The organism is Rhodocytophaga aerolata, from assembly GCF_030503435.1.
Classification (GTDB): Bacteria; Bacteroidota; Bacteroidia; order Cytophagales; family 172606-1; genus Rhodocytophaga; species Rhodocytophaga aerolata.
This window is the reverse complement of sequence record NZ_JAUKPO010000012.1, coordinates 123,681-149,418: the sequence shown is the minus strand read 5'-3', so window position 1 is coordinate 149,418 and position 25,738 is coordinate 123,681. Positions and strand designations below refer to the sequence as shown.

General features: G+C 41.4%; 21 protein-coding genes. 16 read left to right on the top strand and 5 right to left on the bottom strand.

Annotated features, from left to right (window positions below):
- The first annotated feature begins 23 nt into the window (after window positions 1-23).
- Entirely contained in the window at window positions 24-986 is a 963-nt protein-coding gene (locus tag Q0590_RS19935) for an AAA family ATPase (RefSeq protein WP_302039359.1), read from the top strand.
- Between the two features lie 82 nt (window positions 987-1,068).
- Here the strand turns inward: Q0590_RS19935 and Q0590_RS19930 are convergent, their stop codons facing one another.
- The 4 genes from Q0590_RS19930 to Q0590_RS19915 all read right to left on the bottom strand — a co-directional run bounded on the left by Q0590_RS19930 (window position 1,069) and on the right by Q0590_RS19915 (window position 4,992).
- Window positions 1,069-1,527, bottom strand: a complete 459-nt coding sequence (locus Q0590_RS19930; RefSeq protein ID WP_302039358.1) for a hypothetical protein — start codon at window positions 1,525-1,527, stop codon at window positions 1,069-1,071.
- Window positions 1,528-1,852: 325 nt separating this feature from the next.
- On the bottom strand, window positions 1,853-3,145 hold the full coding sequence (icd, locus tag Q0590_RS19925; RefSeq protein ID WP_436714348.1) for an NADP-dependent isocitrate dehydrogenase: 1,293 nt from the start codon (window positions 3,143-3,145) through the stop codon (window positions 1,853-1,855).
- 97 nt (window positions 3,146-3,242) lie between these two features.
- Complete coding sequence (locus tag Q0590_RS19920; RefSeq protein WP_302039356.1) at window positions 3,243-4,262, bottom strand: ABC transporter ATP-binding protein; 1,020 nt, start codon at window positions 4,260-4,262, stop codon at window positions 3,243-3,245.
- Between the two features lie 46 nt (window positions 4,263-4,308).
- Window positions 4,309-4,992: a DNA alkylation repair protein gene (locus tag Q0590_RS19915; RefSeq protein WP_302039355.1), complete on the bottom strand. Its 684-nt coding sequence runs from the start codon at window positions 4,990-4,992 to the stop codon at window positions 4,309-4,311.
- A 474-nt stretch (window positions 4,993-5,466) separates the two neighbouring features.
- Between Q0590_RS19915 and Q0590_RS19910 the strand changes: the two genes are divergently transcribed.
- From Q0590_RS19910 to Q0590_RS19850, 13 genes are all read left to right on the top strand, one after another.
- Complete coding sequence (locus Q0590_RS19910; RefSeq protein ID WP_302039354.1) at window positions 5,467-8,493, top strand: SusC/RagA family TonB-linked outer membrane protein; 3,027 nt, start codon at window positions 5,467-5,469, stop codon at window positions 8,491-8,493.
- Between the two features lie 15 nt (window positions 8,494-8,508).
- Window positions 8,509-9,873: a RagB/SusD family nutrient uptake outer membrane protein gene (locus Q0590_RS19905; RefSeq protein ID WP_302039353.1), complete on the top strand. Its 1,365-nt coding sequence runs from the start codon at window positions 8,509-8,511 to the stop codon at window positions 9,871-9,873.
- Window positions 9,874-9,933: 60 nt separating this feature from the next.
- Window positions 9,934-10,749 carry a hypothetical protein gene (locus Q0590_RS19900; RefSeq protein WP_302039352.1) on the top strand — a complete coding sequence of 272 codons (816 nt, stop codon included), beginning with the start codon at window positions 9,934-9,936 and terminating at the stop codon, window positions 10,747-10,749.
- A 6-nt stretch (window positions 10,750-10,755) separates the two neighbouring features.
- Complete coding sequence (locus Q0590_RS19895; RefSeq protein WP_302039351.1) at window positions 10,756-11,238, top strand: hypothetical protein; 483 nt, start codon at window positions 10,756-10,758, stop codon at window positions 11,236-11,238.
- A 17-nt stretch (window positions 11,239-11,255) separates the two neighbouring features.
- A complete protein-coding gene (locus Q0590_RS19890; RefSeq protein WP_302039350.1) occupies window positions 11,256-13,622 on the top strand; it encodes a M43 family zinc metalloprotease in 2,367 nt (788 codons plus the stop codon).
- 109 nt (window positions 13,623-13,731) lie between these two features.
- On the top strand, window positions 13,732-14,289 hold the full coding sequence (locus tag Q0590_RS19885) for a hypothetical protein (RefSeq protein WP_302039349.1): 558 nt from the start codon (window positions 13,732-13,734) through the stop codon (window positions 14,287-14,289).
- Between the two features lie 953 nt (window positions 14,290-15,242).
- Window positions 15,243-18,356: a SusC/RagA family TonB-linked outer membrane protein gene (locus Q0590_RS19880; RefSeq protein WP_302039348.1), complete on the top strand. Its 3,114-nt coding sequence runs from the start codon at window positions 15,243-15,245 to the stop codon at window positions 18,354-18,356.
- A gap of 123 nt (window positions 18,357-18,479) precedes the next feature.
- A complete protein-coding gene (locus tag Q0590_RS19875) occupies window positions 18,480-19,967 on the top strand; it encodes a SusD/RagB family nutrient-binding outer membrane lipoprotein (protein WP_302039347.1) in 1,488 nt (495 codons plus the stop codon).
- A gap of 31 nt (window positions 19,968-19,998) precedes the next feature.
- Window positions 19,999-20,511 carry a hypothetical protein gene (locus Q0590_RS19870; RefSeq protein ID WP_302039346.1) on the top strand — a complete coding sequence of 171 codons (513 nt, stop codon included), beginning with the start codon at window positions 19,999-20,001 and terminating at the stop codon, window positions 20,509-20,511.
- Between the two features lie 96 nt (window positions 20,512-20,607).
- Window positions 20,608-21,318, top strand: a complete 711-nt coding sequence (locus Q0590_RS19865) for a hypothetical protein (protein ID WP_302039345.1) — start codon at window positions 20,608-20,610, stop codon at window positions 21,316-21,318.
- A 271-nt stretch (window positions 21,319-21,589) separates the two neighbouring features.
- Window positions 21,590-22,021 carry a DUF6597 domain-containing transcriptional factor gene (locus Q0590_RS19860; RefSeq protein WP_302039344.1) on the top strand — a complete coding sequence of 144 codons (432 nt, stop codon included), beginning with the start codon at window positions 21,590-21,592 and terminating at the stop codon, window positions 22,019-22,021.
- Window positions 22,022-22,027: 6 nt separating this feature from the next.
- The gene (locus tag Q0590_RS19855; RefSeq protein WP_302039343.1) at window positions 22,028-22,399 is read left to right on the top strand and encodes a helix-turn-helix domain-containing protein; all 372 of its coding nucleotides are present in this window, start codon (window positions 22,028-22,030) and stop codon (window positions 22,397-22,399) included.
- A 91-nt stretch (window positions 22,400-22,490) separates the two neighbouring features.
- Complete coding sequence (locus tag Q0590_RS19850) at window positions 22,491-22,880, top strand: ester cyclase (protein WP_302039342.1); 390 nt, start codon at window positions 22,491-22,493, stop codon at window positions 22,878-22,880.
- 69 nt (window positions 22,881-22,949) lie between these two features.
- On the opposite strand, the gene Q0590_RS19845 is transcribed toward Q0590_RS19850, so the two are convergent.
- Entirely contained in the window at window positions 22,950-23,750 is an 801-nt protein-coding gene (locus tag Q0590_RS19845) for an SDR family oxidoreductase (protein WP_302039341.1), read from the bottom strand.
- 374 nt (window positions 23,751-24,124) lie between these two features.
- Between Q0590_RS19845 and Q0590_RS19840 the strand changes: the two genes are divergently transcribed.
- Entirely contained in the window at window positions 24,125-25,003 is an 879-nt protein-coding gene (locus Q0590_RS19840; protein WP_302039340.1) for a geranylgeranylglycerol-phosphate geranylgeranyltransferase, read from the top strand.
- Between the two features lie 78 nt (window positions 25,004-25,081).
- A complete protein-coding gene (gene purN / locus Q0590_RS19835) occupies window positions 25,082-25,657 on the top strand; it encodes a phosphoribosylglycinamide formyltransferase (protein WP_302039339.1) in 576 nt (191 codons plus the stop codon).
- Window positions 25,658-25,738 lie beyond the last annotated feature (81 nt).

Genomic DNA, 25,738 nt, shown 5'->3' with positions numbered 1-25,738 from the left:
TCTAATCTATAACTAAACTGCCTGTGAAATTTAATTCTGATGTAGAAGCAGCAAATGCTTTACAAGCTTCCTATAAGCGATTAAAAGACGAAATATCCAAAGTAATTATCGGGCAAGATGAAGTAGTAAGGCTAATGCTGACGGCTATTTTCTCCCAGGGGCATTGTTTGTTGGTAGGTGTGCCCGGCCTTGCTAAAACCTTGCTCATCCAGACCATTGCCTCTTCCCTTGATTTGCAATTTAACCGGATTCAGTTTACTCCGGATTTAATGCCCTCTGATATTTTAGGTTCTGAAACACTGGATCAGGAAAGGCATTTTAAATTTATACGGGGTGCCATCTTTGCCAACATTATCCTGGCTGATGAAATTAACCGGACGCCTCCCAAAACCCAGTCAGCTTTGCTAGAGGCCATGCAGGAATATTCGGTTACCATAGCCGGACAAAAATATGCATTGGACCGCCCATTCTTCGTACTAGCCACGCAAAATCCGATTGAACAGGAAGGTACCTACCCGCTGCCTGAAGCACAGCTAGACCGTTTTATGTTTAATGTGAAGCTGGATTATCCTTCTTTTAAGTCAGAAGTAGATATTGTGAAAGCTACTACTACCTCTTCGAGCTACCAGGTGCAAAAAATACTGCATGGCAATGAAATACGGGAGTTTCAGGCATTGGTACGTAAAGTGCCAGTACCAGATAATGTAGTAGAATATGCTGTAAAACTGGTGCATAAAACCCGGCCGAATACAACTATGGCTTCTGCCGATGCTAACCAATATTTAGAGTGGGGGGCAGGTCCACGGGCTTCGCAATACCTGGTGTTAGGAGCCAAATGTAATGCCTTATTCAACGGAAAATATTCTCCGGATATAGAAGATATACAAGCTGTAGCTTCACCAATTCTCCGCCACCGCATCGTACGCAACTTTAAAGCAGAAGCCGAAAACATATCAGTAGACGATATAATTAAGAAGTTGCTTTAACATAAAGAGTAATTAAACAAAAACACCTCACAGGAATTGAAAACCTGTGAGGTGTTTAATTTTTGTATAAAAATGATTGATTTTATTTATAGAAGTCTATATTATGGCAACAAGAGACATTAGTGTATAAAATATCATTGTACCTGAACTCTACATTACTCAAGTTGTCATACCCGCAGTCATCTACGCTCTTAACAAAGTCAACTGTGATGGTATCAGTATCTGTAGGAGATAAATACAGATAAAACTGTCTGCGTATCTGAGTACCCGAAGAAATTTTACGGTCTTCGTATGTTAAAAAGTATATTGTTGCGCTACCATCAGTTTCCACATCTATAGATTTACCATTTTCATTAAAGATTTTAACATCATTGAAATTGTAGCTGCCAGCTAAGCCCAATAACGGCTGCTTATTTGTCTTACTTAAAAGCCTAAAATTTAGACCATTGTTATACACAAAATCATAATCAATATTGCATTTATCGCAAGCCTGCAAGAAAATTGAAAAAAAGCCTACAATGAGCAGAAGTTTATTCTTCACAAAAAGAATTTTATTTATAATATAACTCCGGCGGATCTGATAAAACTCCATTATAAACAGCTATTTGTATCTAAATTAAGCTCTGCTACAGTCACCTCTGTATAATTCAAACACAGTGGTAATAGTATCGGTATCTTTATAATCTAGGCACAGATAAAAATCTTTGTTATGTAAACAATACACTGTTTTGTATTTTTAGCTACGGTACCTAAGGATAAGTAATTTATATTGACAAACCTTATTTTAATGTAAAACATCAATAGAATAAAAACACCTCGCAAGTTTTCAATGCCTGGAGGTGTTTTTGTTTTAAATAGTTGTTTGATTAAGCAGATACTTTTGCTCCATCCATATTTTTGATAATCTCTGTACCAAATTCAGAGCATTTGAGTAATGTAGCTCCTTCCATCAGACGTTCAAAATCATAGGTTACCCGCTTGGCAGCAATGGCATTTTCTAGTCCGCTGTAAATCAAGTCAGCCGCTTCTTGCCAACCCATGTATTCCAGCATCATAGCACCAGATAGTATTACAGAACCTGGGTTTACTTTGTCTTGTCCGGCATATTTAGGCGCAGTTCCATGAGTAGCTTCAAATATGGCATGTCCGGTTACGTAGTTAATATTAGCACCTGGCGCAATACCAATTCCTCCTACCTGGGCTGCCAACGCATCAGATACATAGTCGCCATTCAGGTTCAGGGTAGCAATTACATCATATTCAGCAGGCCTCAGTAGAATCTGCTGCAGGAATGCATCGGCAATGGCATCTTTTACGATAAGGCCGCCAGGCAGTTTGCACCATGGCCCGCCATCAATTTCTACGGCACCAAACTCACGTTTAGCCAGTTCATAGCCCCAGTCACGGAAACCACCTTCGGTAAATTTCATAATATTTCCTTTGTGTACCAGTGTCAGCGATGGTTTGTTAAACTTAATCGCATACTCCAGGGCTGCGCGTACCAGCCGTTCAGTACCTTCCTTCGATACAGGTTTTATGCCAATACCAGATGTCTCCGGGAAACGGATTTTCTTATATAGTTGCGGAAAGTTTTCTTTAAACAGGTTTTTGAATTTATCAGCTTCCGGAGAACCTTCTTTAAACTCAATCCCTGCATAAATATCTTCCGTGTTTTCCCGGAAAATAACCATATCAGTTAATTCAGGCTGCTTCAGTGGAGAAGGTACCCCTGTAAACCAACGTACAGGCCGCACACATGCATACAGATCCAGTTCCTGACGCAGGGCTACGTTCAGTGAACGGATACCACCGCCAACAGGGGTAGTTAAAGGGCCTTTAATACCGACTAAATAATCGCGGAATTGGGTAAGGGTTTCGGCAGGCAGCCAGTTGCCGGTCTGGTTATATGCTTTTTCACCAGCCAATACTTCCAGCCACTGAATTTTCTTCTTGCCTTTATATGCTTTTTCTACAGCCGCATCGAAGACACGTACAGACGCTGCCCATATATCCGGACCGGTTCCATCTCCTTCAATAAATGGAATAACTGGTTGGTCAGGCACCTGTAAGGCTCCATTGCTGATTGTTATTTTTTGTCCGTTCATAATATTGTTCTGTTTGGGTTTCTTAAAAAAATAATTGGGTACAAAGGTAAAAATCTTTTCCAATTTTGTCTGGTATACAGCTATTTCTTTGCTAGCACTATATGCAGGTGTTTGAGTCGGCGCTATAGCAACATTACTCCTTGCGGATGCACTATGGAAAAAAATGGATTTTCGGAATGTCTATCAGTAAAGGAAGCCACTCACCTATTTGTATGGTATGTTCTGCTGTCCGGAGCACTAAGGAAAAGTTTTTATTGATTTCTACCTCTATTAGAGAATACGCACCCAGGTATTCCATGCTCACTACTTGGCCTTTGCAGTGAAAATGAGCGGAAGTACCCATGGCTATATTCTCCGCCCGGATGCAGACTTTTTGTTGTGGTGCTGAAGAATAAAAGGTATTTTCTGGCAGATAAGATTGTACTAAGGCCCAGTCTACAATATTAGCATCACCAAAAAAACGGGCAACATACGGCGTAGCAGGACGAGTATAGATGTTAGCAGGAGTATCTGTCTGAACAAAATGGCCGTTTTTCATTAATATAATTCTATCAGCCATCGAAAGGGCATCGGTTGTATCGTGGGTTACTAAAATGGCCGTAATACCACTTGCCTGCAGAATTTCTTGTATATCTTTTTTTATTTGCCGCTTCAGTGGCAGATCCAGGTGGCTAAAAGGCTCATCTAATAATAAAAGTAGTGGTTCATCGGCCAGGGCTCTGGCAAGCGTGGCCCGTTGTTGCTCTCCGCCAGATAGTTCCCTGGGATATTTATGTTGCAGGTGTGTAAGTTTGCAGAGCTCCAGTACTTCGGCAATTCGTTCCTGCTGGTAGCTATGTGGATATGCCCGCAATGTATGTTGGATGGTATCGTAAATGTGTATGTTAGGAAATAATTTATTATCCTGAAACACCATTTTTATCTTCGGATGGCCAGGAATCAGTTGCTGGGAAGGCAGCGGAATTAATTCATCCTGTATCCATACTTCCCCTTCATCTGCTTCTTCCAATCCTGCTAAAATCTTCAGCAAGGTTGTTTTTCCTGAACCACTTGCCCCCACGATAGCCAGTAATTCATGCGGATGTATCGTCAGGGAAACATTGGTAAGAGCATCCGTTTCTTGTCCGGGATATCTTTTTTGAACATTTTTGGCTTGCAGTAAAGGCTTCATGCAGTAGGTGTATTGCGCAAGTATACATAACCATTCCGGCAAATGGTTAGTTAACCTCTTGTCTTTTCTTGCCGCCAGCCTTTTTTTCTTTTACTTTCTGAATATAGTCTGGTGCATAAGGTACTTTACAGGCTGTTCCGCCCATATCTACCGTTACTTTTCCTATTTGCCTGCCTGTTTCTTCAGCTAAACCAGATAAAGAATGTACATAAGAGCCAACAGCAATAATAAACCCATTCATTGTATACCGCACCCGGTTGGGCGAAAGGTGAATAGTTTGCTTGACTTTATGCAGTAAAGATTGTAACGTTTCCCGGTTTGGTTCAGGGTTGGATTTTTCCGCCAAAATCGCCAAGGTAGACCAGCCTGCAGCAGCAATATGTTCTGTACTTGATTGAATCCATTCCAGAGCCAATTCAAAACCAGCTATGTTCTCAGCAGCAACTTTAGGTACTGTATATTCACTTAACATAGGCCAGTAGGCTTCTTCTACCCATTTCTGAAGCTGCTGCTTTGTCATATATGAACCATGGGTAATGAGTCCGGCCAAATACATGGCGTCAGCAATAGTGGTGTCGTATAGTTGTAGTGCTAAAGCTGGATTGCTTTTAATCTTTCGTTGTAATTTTTTCAAATCTTCTACTTTTACCCCATACAAAGGTTCTCTAGCGCCATGTTTCAGCAATATATTTTTTGTAGCCTCCCGGCCTACCTTTTTCAATTCTTCCACTACTTGTTCGCTTGTAATAAGAGTATGAATGTATAATACATATAACTATTATAGGTAATCTTATCCGGTTATTATCTAGAGCCCAAGGCTACTTATATATGTTTATGGATGCAGTAAAACTGACACACTTTTCTGGCAATAAAAATAAGCAAAACATATACTAGCTAATACAGGTAACCATACTAATATAAGCATAAACTTTTAGGGATACAGATCGTTTAATACCTGACGAGCCATGCTTAGCTTTCTGTAGTATATACGCACACACCATGATACAGCAGCCGTAGGCCATAGCGCATTTACCTGTCGGGAAAAGAGATAAATGTATGTAATGGGATGGGAAATTTTCACAGAATCTTAGAAATATTTAATTAAATAGTGCTAAATCAAAAATATAGCTATATACTAGCAAAATAAGTTAATTTCTTATTATCTTTCCTATTCCTGTTTATATCCAAATTACCTACAAGCAGCATGAAGCAGGTTCTACTTATCTGTTTTTTTTTATTCCTGTTACTTCCCTTACCTCATGAACTTCTGGCTCAGCGTGCAGTAAGCGGAAAAATTACTTCATCTGAAGACAATTCAGACTTGCCCGGAGTAAACGTGCTGGTAAAAGGTACTGCCAATGGCACTACCACCAATGCGAATGGCATATACAGCCTGGACGTGCCTGCACAGGCAACACTGGTGTTCAGTTATATTGGCTATGTTACGCAGGAAATCCCTGTTACTAACCAGACGGCTATAAATGTAGTGCTGCGCCCGGATGTTACGCAACTAACAGAAGTGGTAGTTACCGGTTATGGTACTCAGGAACGGAAAGATATTATTGGTTCGATAGCTACCGTATCCTCCGAAAAATTCAAAGATATTCCCATTGCAGGTATAGATCAGGCATTGCAGGGCCAGGCTTCCGGGGTGCAAGTAACTCAATCGTCAGGCACGCCGGGGGGTGGTATTACAGTACGGGTAAGAGGGGCTACATCTGTTTCTGCGTCTAACCGGCCTTTATTTATTGTAGACGGGGTACCTGTAGAAGACGGTGCACTAGCCTTGCGTGACTTTGGCGGCCAAAACGACAATGCCTTATCTACCATTAACCCCAATGATGTAGAATCTATTAACGTATACAAAGATGTAGCCACTAAGGCTATTTATGGCTCCAGAGCGGCTAACGGCGTAGTCTATATTACCACCAAGCGGGGCAAAAACGATAGCCGCACCGTTATCAATGCCGATGTGCAGCATGGAATTATAGATCCTGTACGTAAAATTGAATTGCTGAATGCAACCGAGCTATTAGAACTGCAACAAGAAGCGGTAAGAAATGCGGGTGGAAATCCGGAACAACTGGGCCTGATCAGTGGGGTAACCGATGCCGTAAATACCGACTGGCTGGATGCCGTTTTCCGCAGAGGCATTTATCAGCAGTATCAACTAAATGCCCGGGGTGGCAACGAACGCACCCGGTTCTATGCCAGTGGCAATTACCGCAATGAGGAAGGTGTGCAGTTGAACAACCGTTTTGAAAGATATACCGGCACGCTGAATTTAGATCATAAAGTCAGCAACAAATTATCTTTTGGAAATAATCTTTTATTAGCCCGTACTAAAAACATGCGGGTAAAAGGCGACAACTTTTTGGATGGCGTGTATTCGGGTGCTTTAAAAAGCCTGCCTTTTTTTCATCCGTATGACGAGCAAGGCCGGCTTATTGGCCCCTCCGACCCGGCTTATCCGTCTTTCCCAAATTTTAATCCGGTAGGGCAGGCAATACTTCCCCGTTTTGATACCTATACTACCAAAATTGTAGGAGGAATCTTTGCCGACTATTCTTTTCTGCCGGAACTTAAGCTCACGTCTAAATTCAGTATCGATTATAACGGTGTTACAGAAGACCAGTTTGAGCCTTCTTCTACCGCTATTGGAGGGTATTTGCTAGGCAGAGGCTATGGAGTTTACAGCACTGGCACGTATTCTACCTTAATTAATACCAATGTACTTACCTACACCCGTACCCTAAAAGAAAAGCACAGTTTTAATATTTTACTAGGTTCAGAAATTTTACAGCGGACCGAACGTACGTCTTCTGTTACGGGTCAGGAGTTTCCTAGTGATGAATATACTTTCTCTTATATTGCTTCTGCCGGTGTGGTAAACCAGGGAAGCTCTTTTCTGCTGAAAAATGGCCTGGTTTCATTTTTTACAAAAGTGAACTACGATTTAGCAGATAAGTATTTGTTTTCCATTACAGCCAGGCAAGATGGTTCTTCCAGATTTGGGCGGGGCAGGCAATTTGGTTTTTTTCCTTCCGCTGCCGCTGCCTGGAGAATTTCGGGTGAGCCTTTTATGCAAAATTTTGCCTTCGTTAATGACTTAAAACTACGAGCCAGTTTTGGGTATACCGGCAATGAGCGGATTGGCGATTTTGAATACTTAGGCACGTTTTCAGCAGCTACCTATAGCGGAAGTTCTGGTCTGGCTCCTTCCAGGCTCGAAAATGCTGAACTGCAATGGGAACGTACCAGAGAAGTAGATTTTGGCGTAGATGCTTCTCTGTGGAATGGCCGCATTAACATTACGGCTGATGCATACGATAACCTGACAGATAAATTGCTTTTTGATCAGCCTATCCCGTCAACTACTGGTTTTGAAACGGTTAAGGGCAATATTGGCAAAGTAGCCAACAAAGGATTTGAGCTGGGTGTGAATTCTATCAATTTTGATGGAAACTTTAAGTGGAGTACAAGTCTTAATTTTTCCAGAAATCTTAACAAAGTGATAGAGCTGGTAGATACCCTGCCCATTTTCCGCGGCTATACTGCTTCACAGGCAGGCAATACCAATGTGGTGCTTCCAGGCCAGCCATTGGGTACATTCTGGGGGCTTGAATTTCTGGGCGTAGATCCGGCAACTGGTGATGCTATTTACCAGGATATCAATGGCGACGGCGAAATTACCGATCAGGATGCCACTATTATTGGGAATGCACAACCAGACTTTTTAGGAGGTATTACAAATACCGTATCCTGGAAAGGGTTTGATCTGAGTGTGTTTTTTCAATTCTCCTATGGCAACGATATACTCAACTTCACCAATACCGGGTTGTTGAATTCCGGAGAAGATCTAAATACTAACCAGGTAAGAGAAGCTTTAAAAAGGTGGAGAAAACCTGGTGATATTACCAGTGTACCGAGGTATGAGTATGAAAGTACATTTAATAATTACCATAGCAGCCGCTTTATTGAAGATGGCTCTTATGTGAGGTTAAAAAATCTTACTCTTGGCTATCGCCTGCCACCCAATATGATTAGCCGGTTAAAATTAAATAATGCCAGAGTATATGTTTCCGGTACTAATCTATGGACACTTACCCCCTACACTGGCTCAGATCCGGAAGTAAGTACGTTGGATGGTTCTACCACGGCACAGGGTATAGACTTTTACACCTTGCCTCAGGTACGCACTGTCATAATTGGGTTAAATCTGGGATTTTAACAGGTATATCGACATATGAGTAAATTCATTAAATATCCACTATTCATTGTATTGTTCATTATTGCTTCCTGTAATGATATACTAGACCCACAACCTATTAACTTACAGATTACAGAACTTGCCCTGAACGATGCAAATGATGTAGGCCCGGTAGTTACCGGTTTGTATGCGGCTTTACGGGGAACAGGTGCGCCTACCATGATAGCCGGAGATTTTACAGCCGACATGGTGACTCACCGGGGTACCTTTACGCAGTACCGCGAGTTGGGTACCAAGCAAATTACACCTGCCAATGCCGCTATTACAGCCCTATGGTCTAATCTGTATAACACTATTTACTCGGCAAATTTTATTCTGGAGCGACTTCCAGATATAACTGGCATACCGGCTGCGCAACGCCGGGAAGTAACTGCCACTGCCCGTTTTCTAAGAGGCTATTGTTATTTCATTGGGGTGAATACCTATGGCGACATGCCCTTAGTGACAACCACTGACAGAAATACAAACAGAAATATTGACCGCACTTCCAGAGAAGAAATTATTTCATTTATTGAACAAGACTATCTGGCGGCCTTACCAGATTTACCCGAAGAACCAGCCAGTGTAGCTTTTGCCAGCCGGGGAGCCGTACAAGCAGCACTTGCCAGGTTTTATTTATACCAGCGGGATTGGGCCAAAGCCGAACAGTATGCCACAGACGTAATTACCTCTGAAAATTATACACTGGTAAGTGAGTTTGTGCAACTTGTGCAGCAGGATTTTACCACCGAAGCTATTCTGGAGCTAGGCTACACCGCCAACGACGACCCAGGTACGAGTGCCACAGGGTTGAACAACCTGTTTGTAGGCAGGAGAGAAGTAATTCCTTCCAATGAAATACTGGATAGCCTGTATTCTGCACCATCCGGAGACCGCCGCAGGACGGTAAATTTTGATCCGGCCTTGTTACGTGGAACAGACAACGGCTTTATTGTAGCAAAATATGGCAATGTTCCCAACGATCTGGAAAATAATAACATTGTGTTATTCCGGCTAGGCGAAGTCTATCTGATCCGGGCCGAAGCCAGAGCCTGGCAAGGTAAAATTAATGGTGCTGGAAGTGCAGAAGAAGATTTAAATGTATTGAGAGCAAGGGCAAAAGCACCAAATGCCACAGCCGGTACACAAAATCAGATGCTGTCGCTGATACTGCGCGAACGCATATATGAACTGGCGTACGAAGGCCACCGCTGGTATGATCTGAAACGGACAAACAGAGTTAACCAGGTAATGGCTGCTTTTTCACGTAACTGGCGGCCGGCTTATGAGTTATGGCCTGTACCGCAGCGGGAAATTCAAAGCAATCCTGGTTTGGCCAATGCTCAGAATCCGGGATATTAATTTTGTCCGCTGCTTTATCTGACTGTTAAATACATGATTACCTTTTAATTTAAACGATTTGTGAAAAGTATATTCCGGCTAGTGTATGTATTATTGGCAACAAGCGTAGTTATTGCTTGCGAGAAAAAAGAGATCATTTTTGAAGGGCCTTACCATGTTCGTTTTACAGAGCCTACAGCCTCTGCCCGTGAAAGTGTTAATAAGCCTATTCAAATAGCTGTACATCTGGTGGGGCCGCAACGTAGTGAACCCATTACGGTCCGCTATACGATTAGTGGTACTGCCCGCCCGGGAATAGATTACCGCATAGAAGGAGAAGAGGGCACGGTGGTAATACCGGCCAGGCAAAGTTTTGGCTATATTACTATGCGCTTACTAAATAATGCCAATAACATTTTAGAATCGCAGGATGTTACGTTTAATATTATTGGTGTAACACCATCCGATTTACAAATTGGTTTCAGTAAAGATGGCATTATCGGTAGATCCACTACGTTTACCATTCTGGATGATTGTATCTTAAATGGCTCTTACACAGGCATCCTGGATGGGGTTGACGATGTAGCCCCGGTTTCCGAAATTGCCATTACCAGTTCCGATTGTAAGGAATATGTAGCCAGTAACTGGAACATCGGATTAATAGAATATCCTAGCATCGCTATGAATTTCACGTTCATCGACAATGGAGATAATACGCTGACTATTCCTAAACAAGCGGAAGAAGTACTTTCTGCGCCCAATGACACGATACAGGGTACAGGTTCGGTAAACCCATTAAATGGCCGGTTAACCTTTAATGTTGAGGTATTGCTTAAAGACCAGGCTGGCAATGACTCTTCCCGTATTGTAGTGCCTATAACTTATATTCCGGAATAAGACTGTATGAAAAAGATTCTACCCTATATATACATCTTTGGTCTGCTGGCAGGTATGCTTGGGTTAGGTGGCTGTACAGAAGAAGTAAAGCCCACGCCCTATACCTATTCACAATTGCTTACAGGAACTACCAGTAAGTCATGGAGGCTCACTGGGATACAACTTATTGAAGAAGGCAAGCAACCTTTCAGCTTCAATATTCCCAATGACTGCGTTTACGACGATTTGTATGTATTTCATGCCGATAAAGACCGCACCTTTGAAATAAAGGAAGGGGCCAGCAAATGTGATTCAAATGACCCGGATGTGTTCTTCACTGATACATGGTCTATTGTAAATGCCACCTCTACCATTAATTTTCTATTGCCACTGCTTCCTTCTGGTACATACACCTTAAAAAACCTGACCGAAAATTCGTTTACTATGGAGTATTATTTTGAGGAAGACAATTACAGCTATCGTTTTATATTCACCAGTCAGCGAAACTGATGTAACTTTATTGATTCATGAAAAGAATCGTACTCTTATTATGGGCTGTTTATATAAGTATTTTTAATGCTTATTCTCAGTCTTTACCGGCCAGTCAGGAAGAAATAGAGAAATGCTATACGATGGAGTCTGATAGCCTGCTGCGCATGAAATATCCGCAGATGGGTTCTATCTTGGATTTTGAAAGAGACTTGCAGTTGAAGATGACCGAAGTAGCTGAGCGGAAGAAAACCCTACGAACCACAGACGAAGTAGTAACCATCCCCATTATTGTACACGTAATCCATAATGGCGAAGCTGTCGGAACTGGCTTAAACATTAGTGCCGCACAGGTACAATCGCAGCTGGATGCCTTAAACGAAGACTTTAGACGCAAACCGGGCACTCCAGGATTTAATAACAGCTCTGTAGGTGCAGATATTGAAATAGAGTTTTGCCTGGCCCGGCTAGACCCCCAGGGCCGCAATATGCCAGAACCCGGCATTCACCGGTACAATGGCCGGAAAACATCCTGGACAAGAGATGAGATTGAAAACAGCCTGAAACCAGTTACCTATTGGGACCCGGATAAATATTTTAATGTGTGGGTAGTTGCTGATCTGAGGTCGGATGCTACTACCTTACTGGGATATGCACAGTTTCCAACCCGCTCTAACTTACCTGGATTAAGTTCTACCGGAACAGCGGCTACCGATGGGGTTGTTATCTGGTACCGGTCATTTGGCCGGGGCAATAATTTCAACTTATCTCCCAATAATAACCTGGGCCGTACCATGACCCACGAAACCGGACATTGGCTGGGGCTGCGGCATATCTGGGGGGATGGCGCTTGTGCAGAAGATTTTGTGGCAGATACGCCACCGGCAGACGGCCCCAGCAGAGGTTGCCAGGTTGGCCGGGTTTCCTGCGGCAATGTAAATATGGTGCAAAACTACATGGATTATTCTGACGATGCCTGTTTTAATATATTTACGGCCGGGCAAAAAGCCAGAATGCGTACAGTAATGGAAGTAAGCCCCCGGCGAAGTACGTTGCGTGCCTCTAATGTATGTGGAAACCTTTCTGCAGGCATACCTGTCGCTAACTTTACATCCGACCGGCAGCTGGTACTCAGAGGCGGTACAGTTAATTTCAACGACTTATCTCTTAATTTTCCCACCACCTGGATATGGACTTTTGAAGGGGGAGAGCCGGCTACATCCAATGAACGCAATCCTTCAGTTGTATATACCACGCCAGGGGTATACAATGTAACGTTAACCGTTAGCAATGCACAAGGTAGCAATACCCTGACCAGGCAAGATTTTATTGAAGTATCCAGTGAGGGGATATGCAGCAATAGTACAAATTTTAATGGCACCCCTACCGTACTCAGGTTTCCGGCAGACAGTACTACCCGAGGGTATGTAGCCGGACATAATTCCTCCGGAACTGGCGCTGTGTCAGAGTATTTTGGAAATGCACTTGGATACACCAATCTGGGCGGCGCATCTCTGCGGTTTGGGTACGTGCATGCTTCCAGCGATGATGCGACCGTTACCGTACTTGTGTGGAATGCCCGGGGTTTTCAGGGCGGACCAGGTGCTGTACTGGAACGCAAAGAGGTTTTATTAAGCCGCATTCAGCAGGATATAAACAATGGCCAGCCAACCAATATTACCTTTGATAGAAATGTACCCTTGTTTGGAAGAGGATTTCATGTAGGCATAGAACTCGCCTATGATGGAGATACTGTAGCATTGGTAACCACGCAGAATGGACAATCAGTGTTCAACACCGCCTGGGAGCAAGATAGTACCGGCCGATGGGAAACATTTTCTGTGAGCAGAGGCTATAATATAGCCCACGATATTTCTGCCAATGTAGGGATGCAACCTTCTGTGCAAGTGTCTGCTTCTACGCTTATCATCAATCCTGGTGAAACAGTTACGTTGAATGCCAGAGGTGCCAGCCTGTTTTCCTGGCAAGCCAGCAGCGGAAGTCTCAGTACTACGTTAGGGCCGCAGGTAGTAGCCAATCCACAAGAAACAACCACTTATACGGTTACCGGGGGCGGGTTAGACTTATGCCGCACGGAAGCTTCTGTAACCATTGTAGTTAGAGGCACCGTAAGTACGCCAACCCCTGCTGAAGATCAGGCATTGCAAATATTCCCTAATCCCAGTGCCGGTAAATATATACTTACACTAAACAATAACAAAACCGGGGCAGTCCAAATAGACTTATACAATGCGATAGGAAATCAGGTGTTTGCTTTACAAGACGTAAAATCAGGTACTGAGTATGAAAAAGTGCTTGATCTAACCGCTCTGCCTAAAGGTGTATATGTGGTTGCCTTCACAACTAATAATCAAACTATCTGGAGGAAAATAGTAAAATTATAACCCCTCACTTGTATTCCTGCCAATTTGAAACTATATTTTGCCTATATAAAGAATTGCCAAATATAGTTTCAATAGCAACTGTGAATTATTAACTGTAAAAATCTGACAAATGAAAAAAACAAATTTACTACTTGTATTAGGTGCCCTGTTAGTTTTCTTTTCTTCTTGTAATAAAGATGATTCTGCGCCTGCTACCAAAGCCGACATATTGGCAAATAAAGTATGGCGTATTACCTCACATACCGTAAGTCCAGGCCGTCAGACACAGGATGGATCAGTGATTACAGACTTGTTTCAGTATTATGGCACCACTTACCAGGATGATGTAGTCAGATTTAACAGAAATCCGAATACCTATACCTTTGAAGAGGGGCCAACTAAGTCCGATCCTACAGGCGATCAGGTATTTAATGCCGGAACCTGGATGCTAAACTCAGACGAAACAGTATTAGTGCTGCAATCTGCCAATGGGCAATTCTTTTCTTACGGGCAAATTGTTCCAATCAGCGAGGAAGATGTAATTATTGTATCGGAGGGAAGTGCCACACATCTGACAAATTATAACATTGTAGATCTAACAGCTACTACATTCAGCTACAATTATGCATACCGCTTACAGCAGAATGGTCCTGTTTATACAGAAACAATAACATATACCGCCGAATAATAAATACTGGCATTGAATAAAAAACCCTTGCAAGCTACTTGCAGGGGTTTTTTATTTATTTGCATTACAACTTTTTTAGGATAGATGTATTCTGCCAGAAGTTCTGCTATCATTTCTACTTATCACATCTTCAGCTGAATATTCAGTATAACATGCTTAAAAGCACTTGCTTTTATAGCAGTTGCCTTCCCGGATCTAAAGCCATACCATATAAAATAAAGAAGCAGTTTGTTAATAAGGTTAGCTCATTAGTCTGAAATAGCCTTAGTCATGAAAGATGAATATATTAGATATAGCCCTCTATGCGATAATTAACTGCCGCCACAAAAATTTTTGCCCTATAGAAGAAACTTTGTAGAATAAGTTGTGATACTCTATTACTTACTCTTAAAAAAATACTTTTCTACAGAATACCATAACCCGCTTCTATGAACTTAATCTGCTATAGTACCTCACATATACTTTCCCGAAATTGTATTTTATTAAGCCAATTTTCATGCTGATGTAATCTGATACTGGTCAAAAATAATATTATATGCCAAATTATATATAAGTCTTTCTGAAAATAAGTGCTATTTATTAAGTAAAGTAGTAGGTATGCATACTAAATTATTTTGGCAAATATGCCAAGAAGCTAATTTTGGAAGCGTAAGTATTTTTAGAATCAGTAAAATAGAATTAAATCGGTAATAGTAATTTGAATTTTTTATTTTGTTGCATTTTAACTATTCCAACCTTCATTTGCATTTTAGTCGTGCTTCAAATAGTACAAAATATATAATGATGAAAAAAATTTTGCTAACATCTTATTATGAAAAAAATTATTTTGTACTAAATTGCCTTTGATATTGTTTGTTCACCTATTTGAATATTTCTACGAATAAGTTACAAACAATAGTTAACCTTTTTAGTTTCACAAAAAACTTACCTTACATTTTAACCAACAAATTAGTATGAAGAAGATTTTACTAATGTGTGCTGCTTTGCTGCTGATCATTACCAGTCACAGCCAGCTCTGGGCACAAGAAAGAACTGTCACTGGGAAAGTGACTTCAGCAGACGACGGCACGGCATTGCCAGGCGTAAACGTAATTGTTAAAGGGACAAACAACGGTACTACTACCTCTGCTGACGGAACTTACAGTATATCCGCTGCTGGTGATGCTACGCTGGTATTTAGCTTTATAGGTCTTACCACACAAGAAGTAGCTATAGCTAACAGAAGTACAGTAAATGTGCAAATGGGATCTGACGTAACAGAGCTGACAGAGATTGTTGTAACTGCCCAGGGGATTGAACGCGATCAACGGTCATTAGGTTATGCGGTACAATCGGTAAATGGCGACAAACTGGCACAGCGCTCTGAACCTAATTTACTAAACAGCCTGCAGGGAAAAGTAGCTGGGGTTAACATTTTGGGAGCTAGCGGTGCACCCGGTGCTTCTACTAATATTAATATCCGGGGTATTACCTCCTTCAATGGAAGCAACCAGCCTCTGATTGTGGTAGATGGTATTATTTTCAGCAACGACCTGAACAATACCCAGAACACCTTGTTTGGCTCGCAGCCTTCCAACCGCCTGGCTGATATCAACCCTGAAAATATTGAATCAATTAATATTTTGAAAGGTCCGGCAGCTGCCGTTCTTTACGGATCAAGAGCTTCTGCCGGTGCCATCGTTATTACTACCAAATCTGGCAAGAATCTGAACAACAAAACAGAAGTTACTGTAAACTCTTCCGTAAACTTCCAGAATGTATATGGTTTGCCAAGATATCAGAACCAGTATGGCCAGGGAGCAAACAACGATTATGTAAATAACTCCACCAACTCATGGGGACCTGCTTTCGGTACACCTGGGTATGCAACCGTAATAAATCTACAAGGAGAAGAAGTACCTTATCAGGCTTATCCTAATAATGTTAGAGATTTCTTTGATACTGGCCGTATCCTACAAAACTCTGTAAACATAGCTTCCGGCGATGCTGATAAAAACTTTGCATTGTCTTTAGGAAGTACACTACAAAACGGTGTTATTCCAGGCACAAAGTTTAACAGGCACAACGTACAGATCGGAGGCAATACTAAGTTGAACAATGGTTTGAAAGTAGGAACTCAGATCTCCTATGTAAATACCGGGCAGAGTGGTACGCCTATGGGTAACGGAGGTAGTGCCTTTGGCCAGCTAACACGTATCCCGAGAAGTTATGATTTAACAGGCAGGCCATATACAAATGAACAGGGAAGAAGTATTTATTTTTTAACTACCCAAAATCACCCGCTTTGGAGTACGGAAAATGAAGTGCTTGATGGTCAGGTAGACCGTGTATTTGGCAATTTTAGTTTAGGATATGACATAACTGATTGGTTTAGTGTTACCTACAGAGCTACTGCCGACGTATACTCCGACAGACGGAAACTGACTTTGCAGATTGGTTCAGCAAGAGCCCCACTAGGTCAACTTGTTGAGGATAACTTCTTCCGCCAAGAACTGAACCAGGACATTATTCTTACCTTTAAAAAGGATAACTTATTTTTTGAAAACTTCAATGCCAACGCTTTATTGGGTCATAACCTAAACCAAAGAAGATTTCAGAATAGTAGCGTAGTAGGGGAATCATTAACAATTCCTCAGTTCACAAACGTTTCTAATGCATCTGTGTTTACTAGTAGTGCAGAGGAGTCTTCACTGAGAAGACTTGTTGGATATTATGGACAGGTATCATTTGATTATAACAACTTTGCTTTCCTGGAATTATCTGGAAGAGTAGACCAGTCTTCTACCTTACCAAAAGCAAATAATGCCTATTTTTATCCTGCAGCTGCTATTAGCTTTGTTCCTACTGATGCGTTTAATGTAGAATCTAATATACTGTCGTATGCAAAAGTAAGAGCCAGTATCGCTAGGGTAGGTAGGGATGCAGATCCGTATCTGTTAAACACCGTATATGTGCCAGCTACCTATGGAAACAATCTGGCAAGTATAACTTTCCCTATGAGTGTAGGTAGTGCCAGTATCCCAGGTTTTCAGATTGGCAGCCGGATTGGTAGCAATGAACTGACTCCAGAGTTTGTTACATCTTATGAATTTGGGGCAAATCTTGGGTTATTTCAGAACAGATTTGGCCTGGATGTGACCTATTTTGAGTCTAAGAGTACAAACCAAATATTCGATGTAGCTGTACCAAATACTACCGGATACGATACCAGAACTACAAACGTAGGAGAGTTGGAAAATAAAGGCTGGGAAGCAGTATTAACTACTTCACCTATCAAAACCAGTGCGTTCTCCTGGGATATCAACCTGAACTTTACACGTATCAGGAATAAAGTGGTGTCTATTGCACCTGGCGTTACACAGTCAAATATTGATGGTGATCTATTTATTGGTATAGCTCCTTCTATTGTCGAAGGACAACCTTATGGAGTAATTGTTGGTACTGCCAATGCCCGTAATGATGCCGGTGAATATTTAATTAACCCAACCAATGGGTTGTTTGTACCCGGCATTGCTGGTGAAGTAATTGCTAATCCTAATCCTGATTGGACAGCTGGTTTGACCAATACATTTAATTACAAAGGTTTTTCGCTCTCTGTATTGGTAGACACCCGCCAAGGCGGAGACCTTTATTCCTTTGGTGCAGTTGATCTCCGTGGCAATGGTAGCTTGGCTGTAACAGCTATAGATAGAGATCAGCCTAGAATTTTACCAGGGGTAATCGATAATGGCGATGGTACTTATCGTCCAAACAACATTCAAATCAGTGCTCAGTCTTACTGGGCTGGTTTAGGTGGATTGGCCTCCGAGGCGGCTGTTTTCGATGCAACAGTATACCGGTTAAGAGAACTGGCCCTTAATTATTCACTTCCTTCAGGTTTATTAAGCAAAACTCCTTTTGGCTCAGTTACCTTCGGGGTAAGCGGACGTAACCTGTATTTCTTTGCACCTAATTTCATTGGCGATCCAGAAGTTAATACACAAGGAGCCGGTAACATCCAGGGCATGGATTTAAATGGGGCTCCTAACACCAGGAATTATGGCTTTAATATAAGGTTTACTCTATAATTTCCTGTAACAACAGTTCCTGCTAATAACAGCCCGATTGATAGGGTTATAAAATAGTATACTAGCCTCGATTTAAGCTATTGGCAGATTTACAGATTCATAGAATCATAAAATTTAACTCAAATGAAAAGAACTAATATATATAAATACGCCTACTATTTACTTATTCCCTTGTTATTGGGAGTAAGCGCGTGCGAAGATTATTTAGACGTAAATGATACGCCTAATAACCCACTTGCTGTTACGCCTCCAGTATTGTTACCAAGTGCTTTAGCAGGTACAGCTTTTGCCAATGCAAATGAGCTTAACAGATTTGCTGCCGTTACAGTAACCCATTTGGCGGGAGCCGCAGGTAGCCCCGCAGCCTACGACATCTACAATATAGATGGAGGTGTTTTCGGAAACCAGTGGCGGTTTGAAATTTACGGTGGTGCTTTAGTAAATTACCAGAAATTAATTGAAGATGGTGAAGAAAGAGGTGCCAATGCCTATGTAGGTATAGCCAAAATTATGAAAGCCTACACTTTTAGCATTGCAACCGATGTATGGGGAGATGTGCCTTATTCTGAAGCTTTAAAAGGTACCGAGTTCTTACAGCCAAGAATAGATTCACAAGAAGATATATACAAAGGCAACTCAGCTTTAGGTATTCAGAGTTTATTCGACCTAGTAAGAGAAGGGTTAGCAGACCTGGAAGAAGCTAGTACCTTTACTCCTGGTAGCGATGATCTCGTATATGAAGGAGACATAGAAAAGTGGAAAAAAGCCGGTAATACACTTCTATTGAAATTTGCTATGCAAATCAGCCGTAGAGAACCTGCCTTAGCTGCTAGTGTTATTAATGAAGTATTAGCTAAAGGTCCTGAAAGTTATATTGCGTCTAACACAGAAGATCTGAATGTGAGATTTGGCGCGAGTGTGGGTAGCCAGAGTCCCATTCATACCTATACGAATGTGAGCAGTTTCAAAGATGAGTTGATTGTGAGTACCAGATTTGTAGATGTTTTAGAATCACTTAACGACCCAAGACTACCGATATTCGTTACTAAACCAGGAGCTGATTATGTAACCGTAGATAACGGCTTTAGAGGAACATTACCTCAGCCTGTAGCAAACTGGAGTAGATACAATTCGTATGTTACTGGTGTTAATGGCGAAGGTCCTGTGCGCCTGGTAACTAATTTTCAGCGTGCATTTATATTGGCAGAAGCTGCTTTAACCTTGCCAGGAGTTGCCACAACACAAACTGCCCAAGAATATTATACAGAAGCTATTACAGCTTCTATGGAGTTGGCAGGATTAACATCTGCAGAAATAACAGCCTATCTGGATGCTAATCCAGCGATTGCTACACTTTCTGGCTCTACAGAGCAACAGCTGGAACAAATTATGACTCAAAAATGGATTGCTTGGTTTGGTAATGGCCTGGAAGCATGGAATGATTGGAGAAGAACAGGGTATCCGGTGCTTGCTCCATCTCAAAATGCGGTAGGAATAGATGGAACCAGACCTGTGCGGGCTCAATATATAGAGCAGGAACTATCTAGAAATCCTAACTTCCCAAATCCAGGCCCATTGTCTAATGAGAAGTTGTGGTGGGATGTAGACTAACTTTTTGATTAACTTTAACGAACGTATTCTTATGAAAAATATAATAAATAGATTGCTTCTGCTCCTGGTAATGGCTATAGTTGCTTTTTCTTGTAAAGAAGATGATGAATTTAGTGACTTGGTAAGAGATAACAGGCCGGCGGTGCCTGTAACATTTCCGGGTGCTACTACTTTCGGCTTTAATCCCTATATAGACAAATCTCTGGCAGCTCTTAACGCAGGGGAACCTATTACCTTTACATTGGCTATTCCAGAAAACAGTGGCCGTACCATAAGAGAGATTACCAAAGTAGGCGCAGGTGCTACAGCCATTAATGCCGGAACGTTAAATAGTGCCAGTTACACTGAAGCCCCTATTGCAGGAAGTGGAACCACCGCTACGTTTACTACTACGCTTGATGAATTTAAGACGAAGCGCCCGACTGTTCCAACTACTACTGTAGCGGCTCCAGGGTTTAGAGAACTTGCCTTTATCTTCTTAGTTACTTTGGATGACGACACTCAAATTGTTACACAGCAGGTACGGGTTAGAATAAGACCATAACAGTCTTTTTATGGATAGATAGTAAAAAGCAGAGAAATACTTTTCTCTGCTTTTTTGTTTGAGGAAACTACAAGAACTTTATGTAAATTTTAGTCTATGAAACAGATTATTTTACTCCTTTCTTTCCTGTTACTATTTTCTTCTTTAACCTACAGCCAGTCAGCTACTAATGTACTCACCAAGGAGCAGTTTCAGGATTATAGCTTTATTCCGGGAAACTATATGCGGCAACTGCCGGGCAAGCCACCTGAATTAAAAGGGAGCGCCTATACAAATGACCAATGGAGTAATGGGACTATCTATCTGAACAGAGGGCAGAAGACGGAGGTATTGCCAATTAAATATGATATCCTAAACAATCAGCTGGAGATACAACATGAAAACAAAGTAAAAGTCCTTCCGGGCTATGAAGTATTCAAGTTCGTTCTACAGCAAAATGCAGAAGAAATATTATATAGCAATATACAGAACTACAAAGGGGGCAAAGCCTTGAAGGGGTTTGTTAAAATACTGGTTCCAGGTAGTATTATACTCGGTTCACATACAACAGCTGAGATAAGTAAACCTAATTATAATGTAGCCTTGAACGTAGGAGAGAAAGATGCAAAAATTATAAAAAAGGAAAAATTATATCTGATAACGGAAGGTGTTATAAGGGAGATTCCCGCTAAAAAAAGTGAGTTTATGGCTGTATTTGGCGAAAAATCCCAGCAGGTAGAGCAGTTTATGAACGCCAACAAATACAATCATAAAAATAAGCAAGCAGTACAACTAATTATAACGTACTATAATAGTCTTGCTTCTTGAGGTATGTATTACAGGTAAATACCTGCTGCAAGATTACTGATAAAAGAAACCCGGGTATGCATCCGGGTTTCTTTTTTGAGATATTTCCTTCTTGTACATAAGCCTATTGAAATTTGCTGTTGCATTTCTATTTATTTATGCACGCAACTAACACAGATTACTAACAAAGATAATGAACAAAGTTTAGTGATTGAAGTTTAAAAAGCCCTATTTATCAGTTGATTATATCAGATATCCTCTGTATATTCCTAGCCTCACCAAGCACTAAGCCATGAAGTATTATAAGATTTCACCTTCAGTTGCTTTACAGCCCTATATAATGTGCTATTATGTATGGGAGCAAAAACAGCCACTTGTCTCACCGCTAGAGATAAATTCTCCACCGAATGGTTTGGGCGGAATGGTATTTAATTATGGCGACCCTCCGTATCTGTTAAAAAATGATGGTACATCGGAGCGTATTCCTTCTTGCTTTGTTGCCGGTCAGTTCACAAGGAACTATACGTTGCGCCTAAGCGGAACTATTGGTATGATTGGAGTGGTATTCTGGCCGGTAGGATTGTCTTATGTACTACAAATGCCAATGATAGAGTTTACAGATCAGCGCGTTGATTTACAATTGATTTTAAAGGAAGAAGCTGCTAGTCTGGAAAACTGCCTATTGGAGTGCCAAACAACCTATACACGTATACAAGTACTTTAAAAGTTTATGTTAGATAAGATTCATAAGATAGATCCGGAACCAGATATAGTAGATTATGCCGTAGAAGCTATTCTTCATAAGAAAGGTATTTTATCGATTGGTCATTTGTCTGACGACCTGTGTATAAGCTCCAGACAGTTGCGCAGGCGTTTTACAGAAAAAGTAGGAATTTCGCCGAAGATGTGTGCCCGCATCAAGCGGTTCAACTATGTTAGTAATTTATCTTCCGGTGATTTTGGTACGTGGATGGATAAAGTGCATTCGTGCGGCTATTATGATCAGGCACATTTTATTCGTGATATCAGCGATTTTTCGGGTAGAAGTCCAACAGAATACAGGCATTACCAGCAGCGGATAGCACAGGTAATAGGAGCCTGACGAATGTCCGTTTTTTACAATACAAAAAGATTTTAAGAATGTATTTTAGGCTCTGTATTGTTTTCAAACTTAACCTGAGGAGACCCAACTTATGATGACCACTGAACAAAGCCGGAATTTAATTAAAGAATACATCCAGGCACTATGCCAGGAAAAATCTGAAGCCACCATCGATAAATACGTCAACGATCCAGTATTGAAGGGGCATATCATTATTTTTGAAGCAGGCTTACCCAACTACCAGTTTTTTCCTAAAGATATTATTGCAGAGGGAAACAAAGTAACAGTTCGTTTCATGATAGAAGCCGAGCATAAAGGAGATTTGTTTGGCGTGCCTGCTACAGAACGTCCGGTAAATTTTGAAGGCATTATTATTTATGAGGTAGCCAACAACAAAATCGTTAACCATTGGATGCAGGTGGATACTGTTGCACTTATGCAGCAAATTGGTGCTATGCCAGTATCAGCAACAGCCCATTGAGTCTAACAGGGCAGGTGCAGAAAAGGGGTAGATGTATTGCTATCCCTTTTCTGTAAAATAACAGAAGTGTTATCCATTATCTGCAAAGCCAGGATATAAAGCCATACCTCCATCTATGAGTAATGAAACCCCATGTATATAATCGGACTCGTCGGAGGCAAGCCATACGGCGGCTTTAGCTACATCTAAAGTTTCGCCTACCCGGCCATACGGTATAAGTTCTAACAGCTTTTTTTCTGCTTCTTTGGTTTCCCATGCCTCATTATTTATAGGTGTTTTGATGGCACCTGGCGCAATGCTGTTTACCCGGATTTTGAGAGGAGCCAACTCCTGGGCTATAGATTTCATAAATAACATAATTCCTCCTTTAGAAGCAGCATAATTTACGTGTCCGGCCCAGGGAATCACTTCATGTACAGAACTGATACAAATGATTTTGCCTGCGGCTACCGAGCGTTCTTTCACAACCCCTCTTCTGACAAATTCCCTGGCTGCTTCCCGCGCACATAAGAACTGTCCGGTAAGATTAATGTCAATCACTTTTTGCCAGTCATCCAGAGACATTTCCAGGAAAGGGGCATCTTTTTGCAAGCCTGAATTATTTATCAGAATATCAATCGTGCCAAAGGCTTCAAACATCTGCTTGAACATGCGTTGCACCTGATCTTCCTTGCTTACATCTGCCTTAATAGCAATGGCTTTGCCTCCAGCCGCTTCAATCTCTTTTACGGTGTCTTTTGCTCCGTCTTCACTGCTATGATAATTTACGATTACCTGAGCGCCTGCCCGCCCTAGTTCTATGGCAATGGCTTTTCCGATACCAGAACTGGCACCGGTAACTAATGCAGATTGACCTTTTAACTTTTGCATAGGTTATTAGTATAATTAGAATTGATTAAGAATATAAACAGAAACGATGATGAAGAGTGTCTCCTGCCTACTAATACATTCGCTGGTAAATTCACTTACCCTACAACCTCTTTTAACTGGCAGGATAATACGGCTCCCCTTTAGCATACCACTGAAAAATAAGTTCTTCAGCCTGCTGAAACAGACTTTCCTTGGTTTATTAGCAGGGAAGTACTATCCAGGTTGTACGGAAACTTCTTTTAAAAGATATATCTTTCTCTGAATCAAATGCAGATTTAGATCTTCGTTTCTAACGTCCGTTGTTAGCTGCATCAATAAATGCCTGCACATTGTAATTCCTGCAAAAGACGAGTAACTTCGTACAAAATCAATGTATGGGCATATCCCGCAGATTACGGATCAGGCGAATATTATTAATGGGCTTTCTAAGGCTTATCCGGTGGCCTAATTTGCTATTTATCATCCTTACTCAATACTTTGTCCGAATCTTCCTGGTTGGGCCCAGAGATGCCTGGGTAAGTCATTTCATGGATGTACGGTTTCTGATGCTGACCCTTTCGACTGTACTGGTAGCGGCTGCCGGCTATATTATTAATGACTATTACGACATAAAAATAGATACCATTAACAAACCTAAACGGGTAGTGGTTGGGAGGATTCTGCGCCGCCGATGGGCGATGATCTCACACCTGTTACTGAATGTAACCGGCATTCTGTTGGCCTTTATGGTAGACTGGAAGGTAGGGCTAGTTACTTTTGTTTCTGGCTTTTTACTGTGGCTTTATTCGAACCAGTTAAAAAGGCAGCCGTTTACAGGAAATTTTACTATTGCGTTATTAACAGCAGCCTCTCTGCTAGTGGTATGGATATACCAGCCGAGAAATGAGTTTCTGGTGTACACGTTTGCAGCCTTTGCTTTTTTCATCTCACTAATCCGCGAGATTATTAAAGACATGGAAGATGTAAGGGGAGATGCAACCTTTGGTTGCCAGACGTTGCCCATTATATGGGGCATACGCCGGACAAAAATATTGTTATATATCCTGATTTTTTGTTTCCTGCTTGTATTATTTTCCCTCTCAGCCTATCTGCAAAATGTGGTAGTTATGTACTTTTGTTTTTTTATTTTAGTGCCAGTCGGCTGGCTCACCTATAAATTATTTTGGGCAGATACCAAAAGGGAGTTTTCCTATTTAAGTAAGTTCTGCAAACTGATAATGCTAAGCGGTATACTCAGCATGGCACTGGTGTAATCACATGAAAATCTATAGCATAGAGAAGAATATACGCCTGCTCCCTGTGAGTCTTATCAACTAAAACCAACAAAATAAGTGATCAATATAGCTATCTTCGCATCGGGTACCGGGTCTAATGCACAAAAAATAATGGAGTATTTTGCTCAGCATCCTAGTGTTCGTATTTCCTTAGTATTAAGTAACAACAGCCAAGCTAAGGTTTTAACTGTTGCTCAACAATTTAATATACCTGCTATTACCTTTACCCGTAGCCAGTTTTATGAAACCGACGAAGTAATTCATATCCTGCAAAAACACCAGGTTACCTGGGTGGTGCTAGCAGGTTTCTTATGGCTGATTCCGGTAAACCTCATCCGGCATTTTCCAGATAAAATAGTGAACATACACCCGGCGTTATTACCCAAATATGGCGGCAAAGGCATGTATGGGGCAAGAGTTCACCAGGCGGTAGTAGAGGCAGGAGAGGTCAATTCTGGTATTACCATTCACTTGGTAAATGAAGAATATGATAAAGGAAAAATTATATTTCAGGCATCTTGCCCGGTAACATCTACAGATACGCCAGAAGAAGTGGCACACAAAGTACAAGCACTAGAACATGCTCATTTTGCCCCGGTTATAGAAAAATTAATTTCAGAGCCTCATCTTTGAATATGTTTTGATTAAAACGTAATTTCGCAAAAAAATAGTAAACCCATTTATCCATATCACCCTACCAACTTTTACTTTTAC